At 57.7% G+C, this 19,965-nt stretch carries 11 protein-coding genes, 2 tRNA genes and 4 rRNA genes; 11 read left to right on the top strand and 6 right to left on the bottom strand.

The window, feature by feature from the left end; translation table 11 throughout:
• The first annotated feature begins 54 nt into the window (after positions 1-54).
• Positions 55-2,346 (top strand): DNA internalization-related competence protein ComEC/Rec2, encoded by a 2,292-nt coding sequence (locus tag GSR16_RS17830; protein ID WP_159879766.1) that lies wholly within the window; start codon positions 55-57, stop codon positions 2,344-2,346.
• Here the strand turns inward: GSR16_RS17830 and GSR16_RS17825 are convergent.
• The 4 genes from GSR16_RS17825 to GSR16_RS17810 form a co-directional block, all read right to left on the bottom strand.
• Complete coding sequence (locus tag GSR16_RS17825) at positions 2,343-3,236, bottom strand: ATP-binding response regulator (protein ID WP_159879764.1); 894 nt, start codon at positions 3,234-3,236, stop codon at positions 2,343-2,345. The two genes, GSR16_RS17830 and GSR16_RS17825, sit on opposite strands and share 4 nt — an antisense overlap.
• Complete coding sequence (locus GSR16_RS17820) at positions 3,211-5,823, bottom strand: sensor histidine kinase (RefSeq protein WP_159879762.1); 2,613 nt, start codon at positions 5,821-5,823, stop codon at positions 3,211-3,213. The genes GSR16_RS17825 and GSR16_RS17820 overlap by 26 nt, the downstream gene beginning before the upstream one ends.
• A gap of 15 nt (positions 5,824-5,838) precedes the next feature.
• Positions 5,839-6,612, bottom strand: a complete 774-nt coding sequence (locus tag GSR16_RS17815) for a ParA family protein (protein WP_159879760.1) — start codon at positions 6,610-6,612, stop codon at positions 5,839-5,841.
• 122 nt (positions 6,613-6,734) lie between these two features.
• Positions 6,735-7,217, bottom strand: coding sequence for a surface-adhesin E family protein (locus tag GSR16_RS17810; protein WP_159879758.1), 483 nt, complete (start codon positions 7,215-7,217; stop codon positions 6,735-6,737).
• Positions 7,218-7,617: 400 nt separating this feature from the next.
• On the opposite strand from GSR16_RS17810, the gene recQ reads away from it, so the two are divergent.
• The 8 genes from recQ (at position 7,618) to rrf (GSR16_RS17770) (ending at position 16,648) form a co-directional block, all read left to right on the top strand.
• Positions 7,618-9,411 (top strand): DNA helicase RecQ, encoded by a 1,794-nt coding sequence (gene recQ / locus GSR16_RS17805; protein WP_159879756.1) that lies wholly within the window; start codon positions 7,618-7,620, stop codon positions 9,409-9,411.
• Between the two features lie 72 nt (positions 9,412-9,483).
• Positions 9,484-10,701: a bifunctional glutamate N-acetyltransferase/amino-acid acetyltransferase ArgJ gene (gene argJ, locus GSR16_RS17800; protein ID WP_089083832.1), complete on the top strand. Its 1,218-nt coding sequence runs from the start codon at positions 9,484-9,486 to the stop codon at positions 10,699-10,701.
• Positions 10,702-11,168: 467 nt separating this feature from the next.
• Positions 11,169-12,704: ribosomal RNA gene (locus tag GSR16_RS17795) — 16S ribosomal RNA — on the top strand.
• 64 nt (positions 12,705-12,768) lie between these two features.
• A tRNA-Ile gene (locus GSR16_RS17790) sits at positions 12,769-12,845 on the top strand.
• A 4-nt stretch (positions 12,846-12,849) separates the two neighbouring features.
• Positions 12,850-12,925, top strand: a tRNA-Ala gene (locus GSR16_RS17785).
• Between the two features lie 277 nt (positions 12,926-13,202).
• A 23S ribosomal RNA gene (locus GSR16_RS17780) occupies positions 13,203-16,092 on the top strand.
• A gap of 229 nt (positions 16,093-16,321) precedes the next feature.
• Positions 16,322-16,436: ribosomal RNA gene (rrf, locus tag GSR16_RS17775) — 5S ribosomal RNA — on the top strand.
• 97 nt (positions 16,437-16,533) lie between these two features.
• Positions 16,534-16,648, top strand: a 5S ribosomal RNA gene (gene rrf / locus GSR16_RS17770).
• The 16S, 23S and 5S rRNA genes sit together here with 2 tRNA genes alongside, the layout of an rRNA operon.
• Before the next feature lie 74 nt (positions 16,649-16,722).
• Here rrf (GSR16_RS17770) and GSR16_RS17765 read toward each other — a convergent pair.
• Both GSR16_RS17765 and pdxR read right to left on the bottom strand, forming a co-directional pair.
• Positions 16,723-17,223 (bottom strand): 2-thiouracil desulfurase family protein, encoded by a 501-nt coding sequence (locus GSR16_RS17765; protein ID WP_205677458.1) that lies wholly within the window; start codon positions 17,221-17,223, stop codon positions 16,723-16,725.
• Positions 17,220-18,674 carry a MocR-like pyridoxine biosynthesis transcription factor PdxR gene (gene pdxR, locus GSR16_RS17760; protein WP_159879754.1) on the bottom strand — a complete coding sequence of 485 codons (1,455 nt, stop codon included), beginning with the start codon at positions 18,672-18,674 and terminating at the stop codon, positions 17,220-17,222. Before pdxR ends, GSR16_RS17765 begins: the two co-directional genes overlap by 4 nt.
• 103 nt (positions 18,675-18,777) lie before the next feature.
• On the opposite strand from pdxR, the gene GSR16_RS17755 reads away from it, so the two are divergent.
• Both GSR16_RS17755 and GSR16_RS17750 read left to right on the top strand, forming a co-directional pair.
• Positions 18,778-19,167, top strand: a complete 390-nt coding sequence (locus tag GSR16_RS17755) for a rhodanese-like domain-containing protein (RefSeq protein WP_205677457.1) — start codon at positions 18,778-18,780, stop codon at positions 19,165-19,167.
• Positions 19,168-19,175: 8 nt separating this feature from the next.
• Positions 19,176-19,940: a GNAT family N-acetyltransferase gene (locus GSR16_RS17750; protein WP_159879750.1), complete on the top strand. Its 765-nt coding sequence runs from the start codon at positions 19,176-19,178 to the stop codon at positions 19,938-19,940.
• Positions 19,941-19,965 lie beyond the last annotated feature (25 nt).

Genomic DNA, 19,965 nt, shown 5'->3' with positions numbered 1-19,965 from the left:
CCGCCTGTCCCTGTCGACATTGTCGTGCGCAGCAGCTGCGGGCATAAGGAACACATGCTGAAACTTGCACTGTTTGTGGCCGGCATTGTTTGCTGTGCCTTTTTGCCCGTGTTGCCCTCCCTGTGGAATCTTGCCGGTCTGTGCCTGCTGCTGTTGCTGGTGTCGCGGCTTGCCCCAGCGCGTCCGGCATGGCTGGCCGGTATGCTGTTGGCCTTCTTGCTTGGGCTTGGCTATGCCGACGCCCGTGCACAATGGCGGCTGGCACAAGCGTTGCCCGCGTCGCTATGGCAAAAGCCACTGGCCTTGCAAGGCGTGGTGCGTGGTTTGCCGGTATCCGGCACGTATGGGGTGCGCATGCAGTTTGAGGTAGAACAGGTGCTGACGTCGGGCGCACAACTGCCGGAGCGGGTGCAGCTGTCTGTTTTTGCCCGCAAGGGCGAGGCTACCAGTGATATGGCCTGGCATGCCGGTGAGCGTTGGAGGCTGACGGCGCGTTTTCGGCCATTACAGTCCACCGCCAATCCCCATGGTTTTGATGCGGAGCAGTGGTATTGGTCAGAGGGCATTCTGGCCACCGGCACGGTGCAGCCCGGAGCGCAGCGGCTGGGTGAGGCCAATGATGTCCTGGCAGTGGTGGATCGCTTGCGTGAGAGGCTGGTATTGCGTATCGAAACCGTGCTGGGGCAACAGCGTGCTGCCGGACTAGTGGCTGGCTTGACCGTGGGTGCCCAACAGCAGATTGCGCGAGAGGAATGGCAGAGCCTGGCTCGTACCGGCCTGACCCACGTGGTTTCTATTTCAGGCTTGCATATCACCATGGTGGCGGGGATGGCAGCGGCAATCGTGGCCTGGCTGCTGCGACGCTGGCCGGTCAGCTATTTGCACCCGCGCATTCTGATTGTGCTGTCCGGCGTGATGGCTGCTGCTGCGTATGCGGTGCTGGCCGGCTTTTCCGTGCCCACCCAGCGAACGCTCTACATGCTGTGCTGCGTGGCACTGATGCTGCTATGGCGGCGCACCTGGAGCGGGCTACATATCTGGTGGCTGGCCTTGGCCATTGTATTGCTGATCGATCCTTTTGCAGTGCTGGCACCCGGTCTGTGGCTGTCGTTTGGCCTGGTGGCCGCACTGATGCTGTCTTCACTGGGACGACGGCGTCCTGCCGGGAAAGTGCAGCAGGCATTGATGGGGCAATGGGCGGCTACCGTGGCTTCCCTGTTGCCGCTGCTCGCCATGTTCGGCAGTTTCCTGCTGGTGTCGCCGCTGGCCAACGCCCTGGGCATTCCCTTTGTTTCCGTGTTGCTGACTCCGGCCAGCCTGTTGGCGGTGGCGTTGCCCTGGGATCTGCCCTTGCAACTGGCCGGCTGGCTGGCGGAGTGGTTTTACCGTGGAGTGGACTGGCTGGCGCAGTTGCCGGTGTGGCAGGCTGCCGCACTGCCATGGCCTTTGTTGTTGCTGGGCGGGATAGGCAGCGTCTGGCTGCTGGCGCCTGGTGGCATGCCGGGGCGCTGGTTGGGCGGCAGTCTGCTGCTGCCGGTATTGTTCTACCAGCCCGCAGCACCAGAGCCTGGTACCGCACGCATCCGCTTGCTGGATGTCGGCCAAGGCTTGGCCGTGCTGATCCAGACTCATCAGCATGCCTTGCTGTTCGATACCGGTGCCGCAGGTGGCGAGCGCTGGGTATTGCCGCAATTGCGTGGTTTTGGCATCCGTCAGCTGGATGTGCTGCTGTTGTCGCACAATGACAAGGATCACGATGCTGCCACGGCTGATATTGCCGCAGCCATACCGCTGCGGCGCGTGTTGGCGGGCCAGGCGGCCACGCTGGAGCAATATGGTTTGACGGGGGAGATCTGCCAGCGAGGGCAGAGCTGGGTGTGGGATGGGGTGCGCTTTGATGTGCTATGGCCGCCAGCCGGCGCGCAGTTGCCTGATGACAACAGCCACAGCTGTGTGTTGCGGGTGGCCAGCTGGCGGCATGCCATCCTGATCAGTGGCGATGCGCCACGGGCGGTGGAGCAGCAGCTGGTGGCGGATTATGGCGGGCAATTACGCAGCACGGTGCTGGTGGTGGGGCATCACGGTAGCCGGACCTCCACCGCGCCGGAGTGGCTGGAGACGGTGGCGCCACAATGGTCAGTGCTGAGCGTGGGCTTTCTCAACCGCTACCGTCATCCGCAGCCACGGGTGCTGGAGGCCTTGCAGGCACAAGGTGGGGTGCTGCGTACCGATGCGGACGGCTTGATCAGCGTTGACATGGGGACGGAGCTGTCGTTTGAGTGCTACCGGATTCAAGCTGCGCGCTACTGGCGCAGCCCTGGCAACTGCGGGGTGGCGGCCAATTAAGGCGTATGCAGCACGCTGGCGACAACCCGGTTGCCATTGCCTTGGTATTCAACATTGTCGAAGGACAGCTTGCGCGCAATCAGGATGCCGCGGCCATGGCTGGCCAGCAGCGAGGCCGACGGACAGTCCTGATAGTTCTGCCAATCAAAGCCATCCCCCATGTCCTGGATGGTAAAGCGGTAGCAACTGGCGTCGCGGAAAAAGAAAATGCTGACTTCGCGTTGTCCCAGTACCGGATCGTGCTGGCGGCGTTCCAGTTCTTCTTCCCAGCCGCCTTCGGATTGCAGCCTGGTTTTTTCGGCGTAGCTGATGCCCAGGTTGCCGTGTTCGATGGCATTGACCATCAGCTCGAACAGGCCGGTCGCCACTTTTTCCGGTTGGGTGCAAGTGCGTGCCAGCAAGGCGGTGACGGTCTGGGCTTCTTTCAGGGTGCGCAGGCGGAATTCAGCCTGCTGCAACTGGGACAGCGCATCCAGGTGCTGCTTGGCCAGTTCTCGAAATGCCTGGTGCCGGTCCCAGTGGCTTTGGGCTGCCTTGACCACCGCCAGCAGCATATCGCGCGAGAAGGGCTTGGTCAGATAGTAAAAAGCACCCGCCTCCATGCCTTGCTGCACGCTGGAAGGGGAGCCGATGGCAGTTTGCAGGATGACGGGCAGGAAGTTGAGCTCTTGCGTGCTCTTGATGCGCTTGAGCACATCAAAGCCATTCAGGCCGGGCATCATCTTGTCGAGCAGCACCATGGACAGCGTGCTGCCTTGTTCTTGCAGGATCTGCCAGGCTTGTTCGCCATTGTCGGCGCACACGGTTTCATAGCCTGCAGTTTCCAGCAGCTCGGTCATCAGCTCCAGATTGAATGGCTCGTCGTCAACGAGTAAAAGACGGTGGGGCATAGGCTTCCTCGTTTGGCGTGTGATTGTCGTGCTGGCGTGGCAGCAGGGCAGTGAATACTGCACCGCGCGGGCTCAGGTTTTCGGCAAAAATGACGCCATGATGTGCCAGGATGATTTCGCGGCAGATGGCCAGGCCCAGGCCGGTGCCGCCAGCCCCGGTTTTGGTGGCGCTGCTCTGGATGAACTTGTCGAAGATGGTTTCGATTTCATCCGCCGGAATACCCGGGCCGGCATCTTCCACACATAGCATGATCTGTTCTTGCTGCTGGCTGTCCTGTTGCAGGCGTGCGGTGACGCGAATGACTTCGCCATCCGGACTGAACTTGATGGCATTGGACAGCAGGTTGCGCACCACCTGCCCCAGCCGGAAGGGGTCGATGTCTGCAGTCAGCTTGTCCGGCGTGCTGTAGAGGTAGATCCTGATATTACGGTTGCCTGCCAGCGGGGTCATTTCATCACAGGCTTCGCGCAGACAGTGGGTCAGATCGTAATGACCGAAATGGTAGTCCATCTTGCCCACTTCCATCTTGGCCAGGTCCAGCAGGTCGTTGAGTAACTGCAGCAGGCGGTTGCCGCTGCTGTGGATGCGCTGGAAGTACTGTGCCAGCTTGTCATCCTGCAGCTGGCGCGAGCGCGCTTCGCCGATTTCGGTAAAGCCCAGGATGGCATGCATCGGCGTGCGCAGCTCGTGCGACATATTGGCCAGGAATTCGGTCTTGGCCCGGCTGTTTTCCTCGGCCAGGGTTTTGGCCTGGCGTAGCGCGTCTTCCATTTCGCGCTGGGCAGAAAAGTCCTGGTACAGCCAGATGGTACCCAGCTTGGGCACGGACGGATTCACCGCCCGGCCAAACATGCGGCACCAGATGACCTTGCCGGAGCCGGTGCGCAGCTTCACTTCCGATTGAACCACCTTGCCGTCATTGAGCAGGTTGTACAGTGCGCGGCCGGTGCGCTCCCATTGCTCCTGGCTTTCGAAGTAGGGCAGGGTGGTTTGGCCGATGACCTCGTCTTCCTTGCGTTCGAACAGATCAAGGAAAGCACCGTTTACCCGGCGCAGGTGGCGGTCGACAATATAGGCCATGGCCATGGGGCTGGCTTCCAGCAGGGCTGCCAGTTGCCGGCTTTGTACTTCCACCTGCTCGGCCAGGCTGTTTTTCAGCCGGATCAGCGCGGCCTCCTGCTCCTTGCGCAGGCTGATGTCGCGGCACACCGCCACGTAGAAGGAGTCGTCCGGGACTTCAACCCTGCTTAGCGACAGTTCCACCGGCATATGCCGGTTGTCGCTGCACAGCAAGTGTGCCTCGAAGGGGCGGCCTTCACGGGCGGCGGCAATGGCTTCAAAGCTGATGCTGGGGTTGAGGCTGTAGAGTTCGGTCAGCAGCGAGCCGACCGGCAGGTGCTCGATGGATTCCGCGCTCTGGCCAATCAACCGGGCGGCTGCGGGATTGACATGGGTGATCAGGCCATTGCGGTTGATCAGGATGATGGCGTCCGAGCTGGCTTGCAGGATGGCGCGCTGGCGGGCTTCGCTTTCCGCCAGAGCCTGCTCGGAATGCGTGCGGTCGTTGATCTGTTCGCGTAGCGTGCGGTTGTTCAGTTCCAGCTGCTGGTGCTGGCGGCGCAGCAGGATACGCAATTCCCGGTTATGCGTAATCTGCCGCTGCTGCAGAATGAGCAGCAGGCACATGATGATGGCCGAGACGGCAAGAATGCCGTAGCCCTGCATGCTGAGTGCCGGCTGGTCTTCTTCCAGCGGGTAGGCACCAAACAGCAGGTCGTAGCCGCCGATATGGCGGCGCGTGGTCAGTAACGGGTTGCCTGATGGCAAGGCCTGTGCGGGCAGCGAGTCGAGGCTGGGGCGGTCCGGTGCTTCCTGATTCCAAACCACCAGGCGCACATGTTGCAGCGGATTGGGCTGGTCGGGGTTGTTCTGGCTGCTTTGCAGCAGTAGATCGCTACGCAGATTGACCAGCAACATGTGGCCGTCATCACCGAGATTGGCCATGATGTCCAGTCGCGGCGTGGCACCCGGCGTCAGGGTGTTAAACATGAGCATGGGCTGATTGCGGTTGCGCGCCTGGTCCATCTTGCGTCTGGCGTTGTCCAGGCTGCCCAGATCCATCCCTTGCGGCAGTGCGTTGCCGTCGTCCGGCAGATAGCTTTCCACCGGGTAGTACATCGGTTGCTGCGGGCTGGGGACCAGATGCCGGTCCTTGAGAGTACGTATGCTGTTGGCGATATTGGCTTCGAATTCGGCACGCTGGTTCGGGCCGATGCGCCGTACGATGCCGATACCGCCAAAACGGCTTTCTTCTTTCAGGACGGTGGGTGCCAGTTCGCTCAGATTGGGCGGGGTGCCCGTGCTGTGCCGCTGTCGGATCAGACTTTGTGCCAGCAGGTCGGTGCGGTCGAGCATTTCCTGTAGCCGGGTGGCCAGCAGCTCCGTTCCCAGCTCCCCCCAATGTTGCAGCTTCTCTTGTTCGCGTACCTGATCATTGTCCAGCAGCAGCGCATATTCAGCCGACAGCAGGGCAATGGTCAGGAGTGCTCCCAGCAGCAGGGAAGTGAGACGATTCAGGCTCGACATGATTTCCTGCCGGCATCAGGCCAGCGTGTGGTACAGGGCAGTAAACTCAAGCGATAGCTTGTGTTTGGGGTCCAGATAAATCATCGGCTTTGCCACATCGTGCGATTCGCGAATCTTTACCGACGCAGACAGCGGCGGATCCAGTACGGGCAGGCCTTCGGCGCGCAATTCGGCCACCAGTCGCACTGGCAGGCTGGCACGCGGCTGAAACTGGTTGACCACGATGCCTTCTACCTGCAGTGCAGGATTATGATCGGCACGGATCTCTTCCACGCTGGAGAGCAGGTTGTACAAGGCCTGGCGCGAAAACGCATCGCAATCAAACGGAATCAGGCAGCGGTCAGCTGCGATCAGGGCCGAGCGGGTAAAGAAGTTGAGCGCAGGCGGGGTGTCGATCCAGATTTCGTCAAACTCCCCAGCCACCTGGTCCAGCGCCTCTTTCAGCTTGAACATCTTGTAGCGGCTTTCCAGCTTCACCATCAGCTCGCTCAGTTCCGGATGTGATGCCAGCAGCTGCAGCGCATCAAAGGGCGTGTTGCTGACAAAGTCCGGCAGCTCCTTGCTGTACATGCTGATATTCAGCATCTGGCCAAAAAAGCCAGCGGCGGATTTTTCCGCAGCATGCGTCGTCGCACCGGTCAGGTAGTGGCTGGCATTGCCCTGGGCATCCAGGTCAATCAGCAGCACCTTCTTACCCTGACGGGCGGCCACGGCAGCCAGATTGGTAGTAATAGTGGACTTGCCTACCCCACCTTTCTGATTGAACACCACACGGCGGATGGCGTGCATGGAATCTCCCTTTGGCGACACTATATACATGCTGGTGGATGGAGCTGGCTGGCTGTTGTGTGCAACGGTTGGCGACGTTAAAGCCTGGCAAGGCTGATATACCGGAGTGGCATCCGAATATATCAGAAGCCGGCCAGGCCCTTGCACACGTATTGCATCTGCTGATAGCTGGCCGAGTTCTGGGTGACCGGCATCGCTTTTATCTGGCTGTCATTGTAAGTGTAACTGGCGATCTGGCGACCATTTTCGTCAAACAACACCATGCTGGTCAGGCGGAAAGTGCGCGCAGAGCAGTCGATCAGCCAGCTGTTGATGGAAATTTTGTGCCGTGGAGTGGACAGGAAGTTTTCTTTCTTCACATTGAAGATGGTCTTGCGATCGCGAAAGGTCACAACACTGCCTTGCGGCTTGATCGACAGCTTGTCCAGTTCGTTCAGGATGTTGCCATTGGGTGATACGCCCAGGTTTTCCCAGTCGGCATTGGCCTGTGACGGCAGGGGAACAGGCAACGGTTTTGGCCTGGAGGATGAAGTTTGAGTAGGGACGGTAGTGCAGGCGGCCAGCAGGCTGCCACAGGCTGCCAGGGCGAGCAGACGATAAAACATGCTTGATCTCCGGTGTAATGCCCACAGTTTCGCATAGGCGGCAGCGTGGAGGAAATCATGCTGGCACCAACGGCAAGTCCTGCTTGCCGCCACCGTGGTGATATTGCTTGTTGTGTGCCTGATGTTCGGGTCTGGATTGACGTCATTTCCATGTGAAAGTTTAAGAATTGTCTTTAATAGAAAATGAACTTTCAATATTGACTAATGGTCTCTCTGCTACGAGAGCATCTTTCTCTTCGTTTCACATTGTCTCCATCCAAACTTGATGCCGCCCCTTTCGGGCGGCTTTTTTTTGTGTAGCGGCGCTTTGCCGTACAATGGCTCCCTTCCCATGACTTCAAACAGGTTGTCGGCCTTGTCCTGACCGGATTATCTGGCACAGGCTTGGTGCTTACCCCGCATGCAGGACGCACTCACCTTACTTGGCAATATCTTCGGCTATCCGGCCTTTCGTGGTCAGCAGGCGCAAATCGTGCAGCACATTGTGGATGGCGGTTATGCGTTGGTGTTGATGCCCACTGGCGGTGGCAAGAGCTTGTGTTACCAGATTCCAGCGCTGATGCGGCCGGGGGTGGCCATTGTCGTTTCACCGCTGATTGCGCTGATGCAGGATCAAGTGGCTGCGCTCACCGAAGTTGGCGTTGCGGCCGCCTGTCTGAACTCGGCCACCGCACCGGACGATGCCCATGATATTGCCCGGCGCGCCCGCGATGGTTCCTTGAAGTTGTTGTATGTCGCGCCGGAGCGTTTGCTGACCCCGCGCTTTCTGGATTTTCTGGCGCAATTGGACATTTCCCTGTTTGCCATCGATGAAGCGCATTGCGTCAGCCAGTGGGGGCATGACTTCCGCCCGGAATACCAGCAGCTGGGCATGCTGGCCGACCACTATCCCCAGGTACCGCGCATCGCGCTGACCGCCACGGCCGACCCGCAAACCCGCGAAGACATCCTGCACTACCTCAAGCTGGGGGATGCACAGGTGTTCCTGTCCAGTTTCGACCGGCCCAACCTGTTTTATCAGGTGGTGGAAAAGCACAATGCCAAAAAGCAGCTGCTCGACTTCATCAATAATGAATATCCGGGTGCCTCAGGCATTGTGTATTGCCTGTCGCGCAAGCGGGTGGAAGAAACCGCCGAGTGGCTGAGCCAGAACGGCATTCCGGCCTTGCCCTACCATGCCGGCCTCAGTCACGAGGTGCGTGAGCGGCACCAGCGCGAATTCCTGCGCGAAGAAGGCATTGTCATGGCGGCCACCGTGGCTTTCGGCATGGGCATCGACAAGCCGGATGTGCGTTTTGTTGCCCATATCGACCTGCCCAAGAGTCCGGAGAATTTCTATCAGGAATCCGGCCGCGCCGGGCGGGACGGCCTGCCTGCCTCCAGCTGGCTGTGTTACGGGCTGAACGACATGGTGCAGCTCAACCAGATGATCCAGGGCTCGGAAATGGCCGAGCTGCAAAAGCAGGTGGAACTGTCCAAACTGGATGCCATGCTGGCCTTTTGTGAAACCGCCAGCTGCCGCCGCCAGCAAATCCTCAGCCACTTTGGCGAAGCCAGCAAGCCCTGCGGTCATTGCGACAATTGCCTGAATCCCCCAATCACTTTTGACGCCACCGTACCGGTGCAGAAGCTGCTGTCCTGTATCTATAGAGTGGAGCAGCGTTTTGCTGCCAATCATGTAGTGGATGTGCTGCTGGGGCGCAGCAACCAGTCGGTGCTCAGTTTCGGTCACGACAAGCTCACCACCTTCGGCATCGGGCGCGACTACAACCAGCGCGCCTGGCGTTCGCTCATCCGCCAGCTGGTGGCGCGCAAGATCCTGCAAGTGGACATCGCCCGCGGGCAGTCGCTGGTGTTGACCGATGCCTGCCGCTCCTTGCTCAAGGGGCAGGAGAAAATCTACCTGCGCCCGCTGGCGGAAGACAGCAAGGCGCGTAGCGTCAATACCGACCGCTGGTTGCGTACCGAGCGGGAAGAGCGGCTGTGGCAGGCCCTGCGCCGCTGGCGCCGCCAGACCGCTGATGAACACAATGTTCCAGCCTATGCGGTGTTTTCTGATCGCACCTTGCGCGACATCGTCGAGCGTCGGCCACAAAGCCTGCGCGAGCTGGGCAAGGTATACGGCCTGGGTGAACTGAAGCTGGCCCGCTATGGCGATGCATTGCAACAAATCCTCGATAGCCAGCAGGACTGATTCCGTTACAATCTAGGCACACAACAGACAAGCAACAGGCACGTGTCAGCGTGCCGGCATGGAGAATTCATCATGGCAGTCAACCTGACTCCGGTTAGCGCCGATCAACTGGCCATCATTGATGGCATCGAACTGAGCGTGGCAGAAGCCGGCATCAAAAAAGCCAACCGCAAGGATGTGCTGGTGGTGCGCATCGACAAGGGCAATACCGTTGCCGGCGTGTTCACGCAAAACCGCTTCTGCGCCGCGCCGGTGCAAATCAGCAAGAATCATCTGGATGCCGGTGTGCAAATCCGTGCGCTGGTGGTGAATACCGGTAATGCCAATGCCGGTACCGGAGAAGATGGCCGTCAACGCGCACTGTCGGTCTGTCAGGCACTGGCCGGCGAACTGGACTGCGCAGTTGAACAAATCCTGCCGTTCTCCACTGGCGTCATCCTGGAGCCGCTGCCTGCCGACAAGATCATCCAGGCACTGCCGACCCGTCGCCCGGCCAACTGGGCCGAGGCTGCCGAAGCCATCATGACCACCGATACCGCGCCCAAGGCCACCAGCCGCACGCTGGAAATCGATGGTCAGAAAGTCAGCATCACCGGCATCGCCAAGGGCGCCGGCATGATCCACCCGAACATGGCCACCATGCTGGGCTTTGTCGCCACCGATGCCCCGGTGACCCGTCCGGTACTGGAGCAACTGGTCAAGGAAGTGGCCGACCTCTCCTTTAACTGCATCTCGGTGGATGGCGATACCTCCACCAACGACAGCTTCATCCTGGTGTCCACTGGCAAGAGCGCCGCGCCGCGTATCGATTCGGTCAATCACCCGGCCTACGCCGTCCTCAAGGCAGCGCTGGTCGATGTGGCCACCGAACTGGCCCAGGCCATCATCCGCGACGGTGAAGGTGCCACCAAGTTCATCAGCGTCAAGGTGGAAGGCGGTCGTTCCGTTGCCGAGTGCAAGGACGTGGCCTACGCCATCGCCCGTTCGCCGCTGGTCAAGACTGCCTTCTTCGCCTCCGACCCGAACCTGGGACGTTTGCTGTGCGCCATCGGCTATGCTGGCGTCAGCGATCTGGATGTCGATCGCCTCTCCTTGTATCTGGATGATGTACTGGTTGCCTGCAATGGCGGTCGCAACCCGGAATACAAAGAAGAAGATGGTCAGCGTGTGATGAGCCAGAGCGAAATCACCGTTCGCGTGGTGCTGGGGCGTGGTGCGGCCCAAGCCACGGTCTGGACCTGCGACTTCTCTTATGATTATGTGAAAATCAATGCCGACTACCGTAGCTGATACAGCTACCCAGTAGTCCCTGATACAAAAAGCCCGGCCCCGCCGGGCTTTTTGCTGCCGGTGGCAGTGCGCTGACCAGCTTTTTGCGCCAGCCAGCCCCACCTATCACGGCAAGTGCGAACGGGGACCCGCCGGTTTCTACGCATCCGCAGCAAGGCTGTAATAAAACCCCCATCGCATAAGCCTTTGTCGCTCAGTTACTTAGCGCGCTCTTGGCCGGGATGTTGGCAGAATGTGCAGATTTCTTCGCACAAAGTGTTGACGAGGGTAGGGCGTGGCGGTATAGTTCGCCTCCTCAGCAGACAACGCAGCGACGGAAACGAAACGCAGCGACCTGCACCGCTCTTTAAAAAACAGAATAACCGATAGGTGTGAGTGCTTGGCGAAAGCCAAATACTTGCACTGCAAGACAAGAAATACTTGTTATTTTCTTTGATCTTGCGTGCCAGAAAATTTGCTATGAGATTGAACTGAAGAGTTTGATCCTGGCTCAGATTGAACGCTGGCGGCATGCTTTACACATGCAAGTCGAACGGTAACAGGGAGCTTGCTCCGCTGACGAGTGGCGAACGGGTGAGTAATGCGTCGGAACGTGCCGAGTAGTGGGGGATAACTATCCGAAAGGATAGCTAATACCGCATACGCTTTGAGAAGGAAAGCAGGGGATCGCAAGACCTTGCGCTATTCGAGCGGCCGACGTCTGATTAGCTAGTTGGTGAGGTAAAGGCTCACCAAGGCATCGATCAGTAGCGGGTCTGAGAGGATGATCCGCCACACTGGGACTGAGACACGGCCCAGACTCCTACGGGAGGCAGCAGTGGGGAATTTTGGACAATGGGCGCAAGCCTGATCCAGCCATGCCGCGTGTCTGAAGAAGGCCTTCGGGTTGTAAAGGACTTTTGTCAGGGAGGAAATCCCTAAGGTTAATACCCTTGGGGGATGACAGTACCTGAAGAATAAGCACCGGCTAACTACGTGCCAGCAGCCGCGGTAATACGTAGGGTGCAAGCGTTAATCGGAATTACTGGGCGTAAAGCGTGCGCAGGCGGTTGTGTAAGTCTGATGTGAAAGCCCCGGGCTCAACCTGGGAACTGCATTGGAGACTGCACGGCTAGAGTGCGTCAGAGGGGGGTAGAATTCCGCGTGTAGCAGTGAAATGCGTAGAGATGCGGAGGAATACCGATGGCGAAGGCAGCCCCCTGGGATGACACTGACGCTCATGCACGAAAGCGTGGGGAGCAAACAGGATTAGATACCCTGGTAGTCCACGCCCTAAACGATGTCAACTAGCTGTTGGGGGTTTGAATCCTTGGTAGCGTAGCTAACGCGAGAAGTTGACCGCCTGGGGAGTACGGCCGCAAGGTTAAAACTCAAAGGAATTGACGGGGACCCGCACAAGCGGTGGATGATGTGGATTAATTCGATGCAACGCGAAAAACCTTACCTGGTCTTGACATGTACGGAACTTGCCAGAGATGGCTTGGTGCCCGAAAGGGAGCCGTAACACAGGTGCTGCATGGCTGTCGTCAGCTCGTGTCGTGAGATGTTGGGTTAAGTCCCGCAACGAGCGCAACCCTTGCCATTAGTTGCTACCATTTAGTTGAGCACTCTAATGGGACTGCCGGTGACAAACCGGAGGAAGGTGGGGATGACGTCAAGTCCTCATGGCCCTTATGACCAGGGCTTCACACGTCATACAATGGTCGGTACAGAGGGTAGCCAAGCCGCGAGGTGGAGCCAATCTCATAAAACCGATCGTAGTCCGGATCGCACTCTGCAACTCGAGTGCGTGAAGTCGGAATCGCTAGTAATCGCAGATCAGCATGCTGCGGTGAATACGTTCCCGGGTCTTGTACACACCGCCCGTCACACCATGGGAGTGAGTTTCACCAGAAGTGGGTAGGCTAACCGTAAGGAGGCCGCTTACCACGGTGGGATTCATGACTGGGGTGAAGTCGTAACAAGGTAGCCGTAGGGGAACCTGCGGCTGGATCACCTCCTTTCTAGAGAAGGCGATTGTCAAGTACTCACAGCCTATCGGTTATTCATGATTTAAGGGTAGTAACTGGGTTTGTAGCTCAGCTGGTTAGAGCACTGTGTTGATAACGCAGGGGTCGTAGGTTCGAGTCCTACCAGACCCACCAGTTTGGGGGATTAGCTCAGTTGGGAGAGCACCTGCTTTGCAAGCAGGGGGTCGTCGGTTCGATCCCGTCATCCTCCACCATTCTTACAGTGCAAACAAAAGCGCACACAGCATTTTATTGCTGCGTGAATTTCTGTTTGCGTTGTTTTTACAATGCCCGATCTTTAACAAACTGAAGAAGCCGAATTAATTAGACGGCGAAATGAAATGCATGGAGTTAACTCTGCATGCAGGACAAATCGTCATCTTGGGAATTTGATTGTATCTAATGTCATGTCGCCATATCAAAAGGGGCGGTGTGACATGTCGCACAAACACAATTCTGTCGGATTGGTAATCTAGGTTACTGAAATGATAGGGTCAAGCGACTAAGTGCATCTGGTGGATGCCTTGGCGATCACAGGCGATGAAGGACGTGTAAGCCTGCGAAAAGCGCGGGGGAGCTGGCAATAGAGCTTTGATCCCGCGATATCCGAATGGGGAAACCCACCCGCAAGGGTATCCCAGACTGAATACATAGGTCTGTGGAAGCGAACCGAGTGAACTGAAACATCTAAGTAACTCGAGGAAAAGAAATCAACCGAGATTCCGTCAGTAGTGGCGAGCGAACGCGGAATAGCCTGTATGTGATAGAGATTGAGATAGTGGAAGGCATTGGAAACTGCCGCCATAGTGGGTGATAGCCCCGTACACGAAATTTCATTCTTGGTACTAAGCATACGAAAAGTAGGGCGGGACACGCGAAATCCTGTTTGAAGATGGGGGGACCATCCTCCAAGGCTAAATACTCGTGATCGACCGATAGTGAACCAGTACCGTGAGGGAAAGGCGAAAAGAACCCCGGGAGGGGAGTGAAATAGAACCTGAAACCGGATGCATACAAACAGTGGGAGCCTCGCAAGGGGTGACTGCGTACCTTTTGTATAATGGGTCAGCGACTTACGTTCAGTAGCAAGCTTAACCGCATAGGGGAGGCGTAGGGAAACCGAGTCCGAATAGGGCGCTTTAGTTGCTGGGCGTAGACCCGAAACCGAGTGATCTATCCATGGCCAGGATGAAGGTGCGGTAACACGCACTGGAGGTCCGAACCCACTAGTGTTGCAAAACTAGGGGATGAGCTGTGGATAGGGGTGAAAGGCTAAACAAACTCGGAGATAGCTGGTTCTCCCCGAAAACTATTTAGGTAGTGCCTCATGTATCACTTCCGGGGGTAAAGCACTGTTATGGCTAGGGGGTCATTGCGATTTACCAAACCATGGCAAACTCTGAATACCGGAAAGTGCGAGCATGGGAGACAGACGGTGGGTGCTAACGTCCATCGTCAAGAGGGAAACAACCCAGACCGCCAGCTAAGGTCCCAAATGATCAGTTAAGTGGTAAACGAAGTGGGAAGGCCCAGACAGCCAGGATGTTGGCTTAGAAGCAGCCATCATTTAAAGAAAGCGTAATAGCTCACTGGTCGAGTCGTCCTGCGCGGAAGATGTAACGGGGCTCAAACTGATAACCGAAGCTGCGGATTTGCACGTAAGTGCAGATGGTAGGGGAGCGTTCTGTAGGTCTGTGAAGGTGTCTCGAAAGGGATGCTGGAGATATCAGAAGTGCGAATGCTGACATGAGTAGCGATAAAGCGGGTGAAAAGCCCGCTCGCCGAAAGCCCAAGGTTTCCTACGCAACGTTCATCGGCGTAGGGTGAGTCGGCCCCTAAGGCGAGGCTGAAAAGCGTAGTCGATGGGAAACGGGTTAAAATTCCCGTACTTTTGTGTAGTGCGATGTGGGGACGGAGAAGGTTAGGTCAGCGGCCTGTTGGAATAGGTCGTTCAAGCTGGTAGGTGGTTAGGGTAGGCAAATCCGCCCTTTCATTCAACACCGAGAAGTGATAACGAGGGTCTACGGACCTGAAGTGACTGATACCACGCTTCCAGGAAAAGCCACTAAGCTTCAGCTACACAAGAACCGTACCGCAAACCGACACAGGTGGGCAGGATGAGAATTCTAAGGCGCTTGAGAGAACTCAGGAGAAGGAACTCGGCAAATTGATACCGTAACTTCGGGAGAAGGTATGCCTCTTTAGGTGAAATCCCTTGCGGATGGAGCTTGGAGAGGTCGCAGAGAATCGGTGGCTGCGACTGTTTATCAAAAACACAGCACTCTGCCAACACGAAAGTGGACGTATAGGGTGTGACGCCTGCCCGGTGCTGGAAGGTTAAGTGATGGGGTGCAAGCTCTTGATCGAAGCCCCAGTAAACGGCGGCCGTAACTATAACGGTCCTAAGGTAGCGAAATTCCTTGTCGGGTAAGTTCCGACCCGCACGAATGGCGTAACGATGGCCACACTGTCTCCTCCTGAGACTCAGCGAAGTTGAAGTGTTTGTGAAGATGCAATCTCCCCGCTGCTAGACGGAAAGACCCCGTGAACCTTTACTGTAGCTTTGCATTGGACTTTGAAGTGGTTTGTGTAGGATAGGTGGGAGGCTTTGAAGCCAGGACGCTAGTTCTGGTGGAGCCGACCTTGAAATACCACCCTGACCCCTTTGAGGTTCTAACCTTGGTCCGTTATCCGGATCGGGGACAGTGCATGGTAGGCAGTTTGACTGGGGCGGTCTCCTCCCAAAGTGTAACGGAGGAGTTCGAAGGTTACCTAGGTACGGTCGGAAATCGTGCTGATAGTGCAATGGCAAAAGGTAGCTTAACTGCGAGACCGACAAGTCGAGCAGGTGCGAAAGCAGGACATAGTGATCCGGTGGTTCTGAATGGAAGGGCCATCGCTCAACGGATAAAAGGTACTCCGGGGATAACAGGCTGATACCGCCCAAGAGTTCACATCGACGGCGGTGTTTGGCACCTCGATGTCGGCTCATCACATCCTGGGGCTGTAGCCGGTCCCAAGGGTATGGCTGTTCGCCATTTAAAGTGGTACGTGAGCTGGGTTCAAAACGTCGTGAGACAGTTTGGTCCCTATCTGCAGTGGGCGTTGGAAGTTTGACGGGGGCTGCTCCTAGTACGAGAGGACCGGAGTGGACGAACCTCTGGTGTACCGGTTGTCACGCCAGTGGCATTGCCGGGTAGCTAAGTTCGGAAGAGATAAGCGCTGAAAGCATCTAAGCGCGAAACTCGCCTGAAGATGAGACTTCCCTGAGGGCTAGACCCTCCTGAAGAGTCGTTCGAGACCAGGACGTTGATAGGTCGGGTGTGGAAGCGCTGTGAGGCGTTAAGCTAACCGATACTAATTGCTCGTGAGGCTTGATCCTATCATTTGAGTGGCTTGGGAAACCGGGCTGACGGATAGTGCATGTGCGACGCGATCAAAGATCCAAGACTAATTAAGGCGGGAGTAGAGAGGTGGGAGTGGGGAGTAAACCCCTGCAACTGACGAACTACCCCCGAAACGGAGAGCAGGACAAGAGCGGGCAGAGACAACTCTCTACTCCCGACTCTCTACTCCCCACAAGGCTTCTTCAAGTTTGTTGACAGTTTATGTCTGGTGGCCATAGCGAGGTGGTCCCACGCCTTCCCATCCCGAACAGGACCGTGAAACGCCTTAGCGCCGATGATAGTGTGGCATTCGCCATGTGAAAGTAGGACACCGCCAGACTCCCCATACAGAAGCCCAGCTCAATCGAGCTGGGCTTTGATTTACCCGATGTCTTGCTGTCGAGTTTCTCCGGCAAGCTTTGGTTTACAGCTTGATGTTTGGTGGCCATAGCGAGGTGGTCCCACGCCTTCCCATCCCGAACAGGACCGTGAAACGCCTTAGCGCCGATGATAGTGTGGCATTCGCCATGTGAAAGTAGGACACCGCCAAACTCCCCATTCGCCAGCTAGCTGGCAGTAAAAAGCCCGGACAGATGCTCCGGGCTTTTTGCATTTTGAGCGGGTGCTTAGATCTTGTTATCGACGGAATGCAATAATTCCTCGATTTCTGCTTCGTTGAATATCTTGATGCCATGCTGGTGGAGCAGGCTGCTGCATACACCTTCGCCTGGTTGGCGTTGACCACTGAAGCTGCCATCGTAGATTTGCCGGTTGCCGCATGACGGGCTATTGGCCTTGAGTAATGCCAGATGACAGGCATGCTGTTGCGCCAGTGCCAGGCTATGCTCTGCGCCACGCACGAAGGCTGCGGTGACGTCTTGGCCATCTGCGGTCATGACCTGTGCTGTGCCTTGCCATACGGCAGCCCCGTCACCGCCACAAACTTCTGCAGCCGGGCGTGGTACGGGCAGCCCCCCGGCACATTCCGGACAGGTGGGAATCAGCCGGAAACGCTCGGCCAGTGCAGCCTGTTGATCTGGTGCTTGTCCTTTTGCCTGACCATCGTAGCGGACAGCTTCGCCTAGCAGGCAGGCGCTGATCAGTAATGCGGGTTTGTTGGTGCTCACAATAAGGGCTCTACCAGTTGGGCCAGTCGCAGTGCCGACTGGTGAATATCATTTTCCTCGACCCCGGCATAGCCAAGGACCAGCCCGTTGCGGTGTTCTGCACCCAGGAAATGGCGCGACAGCGGGCGTAGCCATAACTGCTCGCTTGCGGCTTGCTGGCTTAGCTGCTGGTCACTGACCGACGGGGGCAGGCTTGCCACCAGATGCATGCCGGCTTGGCCGGAGGACAGGGGGATGGCCTGTCCCACCGCCTGTTGCAGGGTGCTGCGCAGTAATTGCTGGCGTATCCGGTACAGGTCGCGCATGCGGCGGATATGGCGGGCAAAATGGCCTTGCTCGATGAAATCCGCCAGCGCCGCTTGCTGGGCATAGCAGCCCTCACGATACAGACGGGCGTAGGCTGAGCGGAAGGCATCGACCAGCGCTGGTGGGATGACCAAGTAGGCCAATCGCATGGCAGGGAACATGACTTTGCTGAAAGTGCCGATGTAGATGACCCTTGCGCTGTTCGCCAGCCCCTGCAGCGAGGCGATGGGCTGGGTATCGTAACGGAATTCGCTGTCGTAGTCGTCTTCGATGATCCAGCTGTCATCGGCCTCTGCGCGTTGCAACAGCTCCAGGCGGCGGGCGAGGGACATGACAACGCCACTGGGATACTGGTGTGATGGCGTAATGTAAACCAGCCGCGGCCGGCTATCTGGCGGCGCAGCTGCCGGATTCAGCCCTTCATTGTCGACCGGTACCGGGATGATGTGCAAACCGGCAGCCTGCATGGCTGCCTGAGCGCCTGCGTAGCCCGGATCCTCCATCCAGGCCTGGTCTGCCGGGTCGGCAAGTAATCGTGCGGTCAGTTCCAGCGCTTGCTGAGCACCTTGCACTACCAGAATCTGGTCGGGATGGCAGTGAACGGAGCGTGATAATTGCAAATAGGTGCATATGGCCCGGCGCAGGGCTGGCAGTCCTCCTTCTTGCTGGTAATGCCACCAGTGAGACGGTGCTTGCCGGTTGTGCTGATGCTGCAGTCGCTGCCAGACAGCATGCGGGAATTGGCGCAACTCCGGCAAGCCGGGAGCAAAGGCTCCGGTCAGGCCGGTGGGGAGCCGGTATTGCTCGGACAGTGCCTGTCCCCGCTGAGACAAGCCGGCATGCCTGCGTGCTGTTGCCGTGGGTTGACCAAGGCTGCTGAAGGCCGGGCTGACAAAAGTCCCGGCGCCTGGCCGACTGTAAAGATAGCCTTCGGCCAGTAATTGATCGTAAGCCGCCAGTACGGTATTGCGACCGATCTGCAAGGCGCGCGCCAACATGCGGCTGGCTGGCAAGGCGGTGTCTGCCACCAACTGCTGCCGGGCAATGGCTTCGCGCAGCAGCTTGTACACCTGCTGTGACAGTGTCGATTGACCCTGTCGTTGCAGCTGGCCTTGCAGATAGTCGATGATCCAGTCGGCATGCATGAATGTAGTGGTTCCTTGGCGGGTGCAAAGAGTGGTTCTTTTGAAGGAATCAATTTGCCCGTAATCTGCAGCTATTGCAAATGCATCAGCCAGGATGAAACCGATGACACAGCTGGAGTTCTATCAGGCCAAGCTGGCCTATGAAATTGATGCTGCCGATGTCAAGGCAGCACTGGAAGCCGGTGAGAAACTGATTCTGATCGATACCCGTGCGAGTAGCGCCTTTGAGCGTGAAAGCATTCCCGGCGCATTGTCCTTGCCGCACCGGGCCATGTCGGCAGATACAACCGCCGCATTGCCACGTGATGCCTTGCTGGTTCCATTCTGCGATGGAATTGGCTGCAATGGCTCCACCAATGGAGCCATCAAGCTACTGCAACTGGGCTTTCGGGTGAAGGAGTTGCAAGGTGGGCTGGACTGGTGGAAGCGGGATGGTTTTGCCACTGTTGGCAGCCATGCTACTGCGGGCACGTCCATCAAGTGTGCTTGCTAGGAGAAAATATGTCTGATGATTTCATTGCACAGCGTCTGGCCGTAGGCGAACGCAACGAGTACGGCCAGTTGCATGGCCTGGCCTTGCCAGATTGGCAGGTTTGCCCTACACCACCGCCGCAGGTGATGAGCGGGCAGTATTGCCGGCTGGAGCCATTGTCGGCAGCACGCCATGCACAGGGGCTGTATGAAGCCATGCAGCAGGATGGCGCGGCGGCAAACTGGACCTATCTGGGCTATGGGCCGTTTGCCAGTCAGGCTGACTACAGTAGCTGGCTGCGCAGCATGGAAGGGCTGGCCGATCCGCAGTTTTATACCATCATTGATGCTGCCAGCGGGCAGCCGGTGGGCCTTGCCAGTTATTTGCGCATTGATGCGGCAAATGGGGTGATCGAGGTCGGGCACCTTAACTATTCGCCCCTGTTGCAGCAGAAACCAGCAGCCACCGAGGCCATGTATCTGATGATGCGCCACGCTTTTGAACTGGGCTATCGCCGTTATGAATGGAAGTGTAATGCGCTGAACCTGCCGTCGCGCCGGGCGGCAGAGCGGCTGGGCTTTCTGTTTGAAGGGCTGTTCCGTCAGGCCATGATTACCAAGGGGCGTAATCGTGATACCGCCTGGTATTCCATATTGGATGGCGAATGGCCTGCGGTGCGGCAACGGCTGGAACAATGGCTGGCAGCAGAAAACTTTGATGCAGCAGGGCAGCAGCGGCAGGCATTGTCAGTGCTGATGGCCGACTGGCGTAGCGAAATGGCTGTCGGCGCATAGGCGAATCCGCATTCCGGCGGTTTCG

It is taken from the genome of Aquitalea denitrificans, assembly GCF_009856625.1.
Classification (GTDB): Bacteria; Pseudomonadota; Gammaproteobacteria; order Burkholderiales; family Chromobacteriaceae; genus Aquitalea; species Aquitalea denitrificans.
This window is presented reverse-complemented; position numbering and strand designations above follow the sequence as displayed.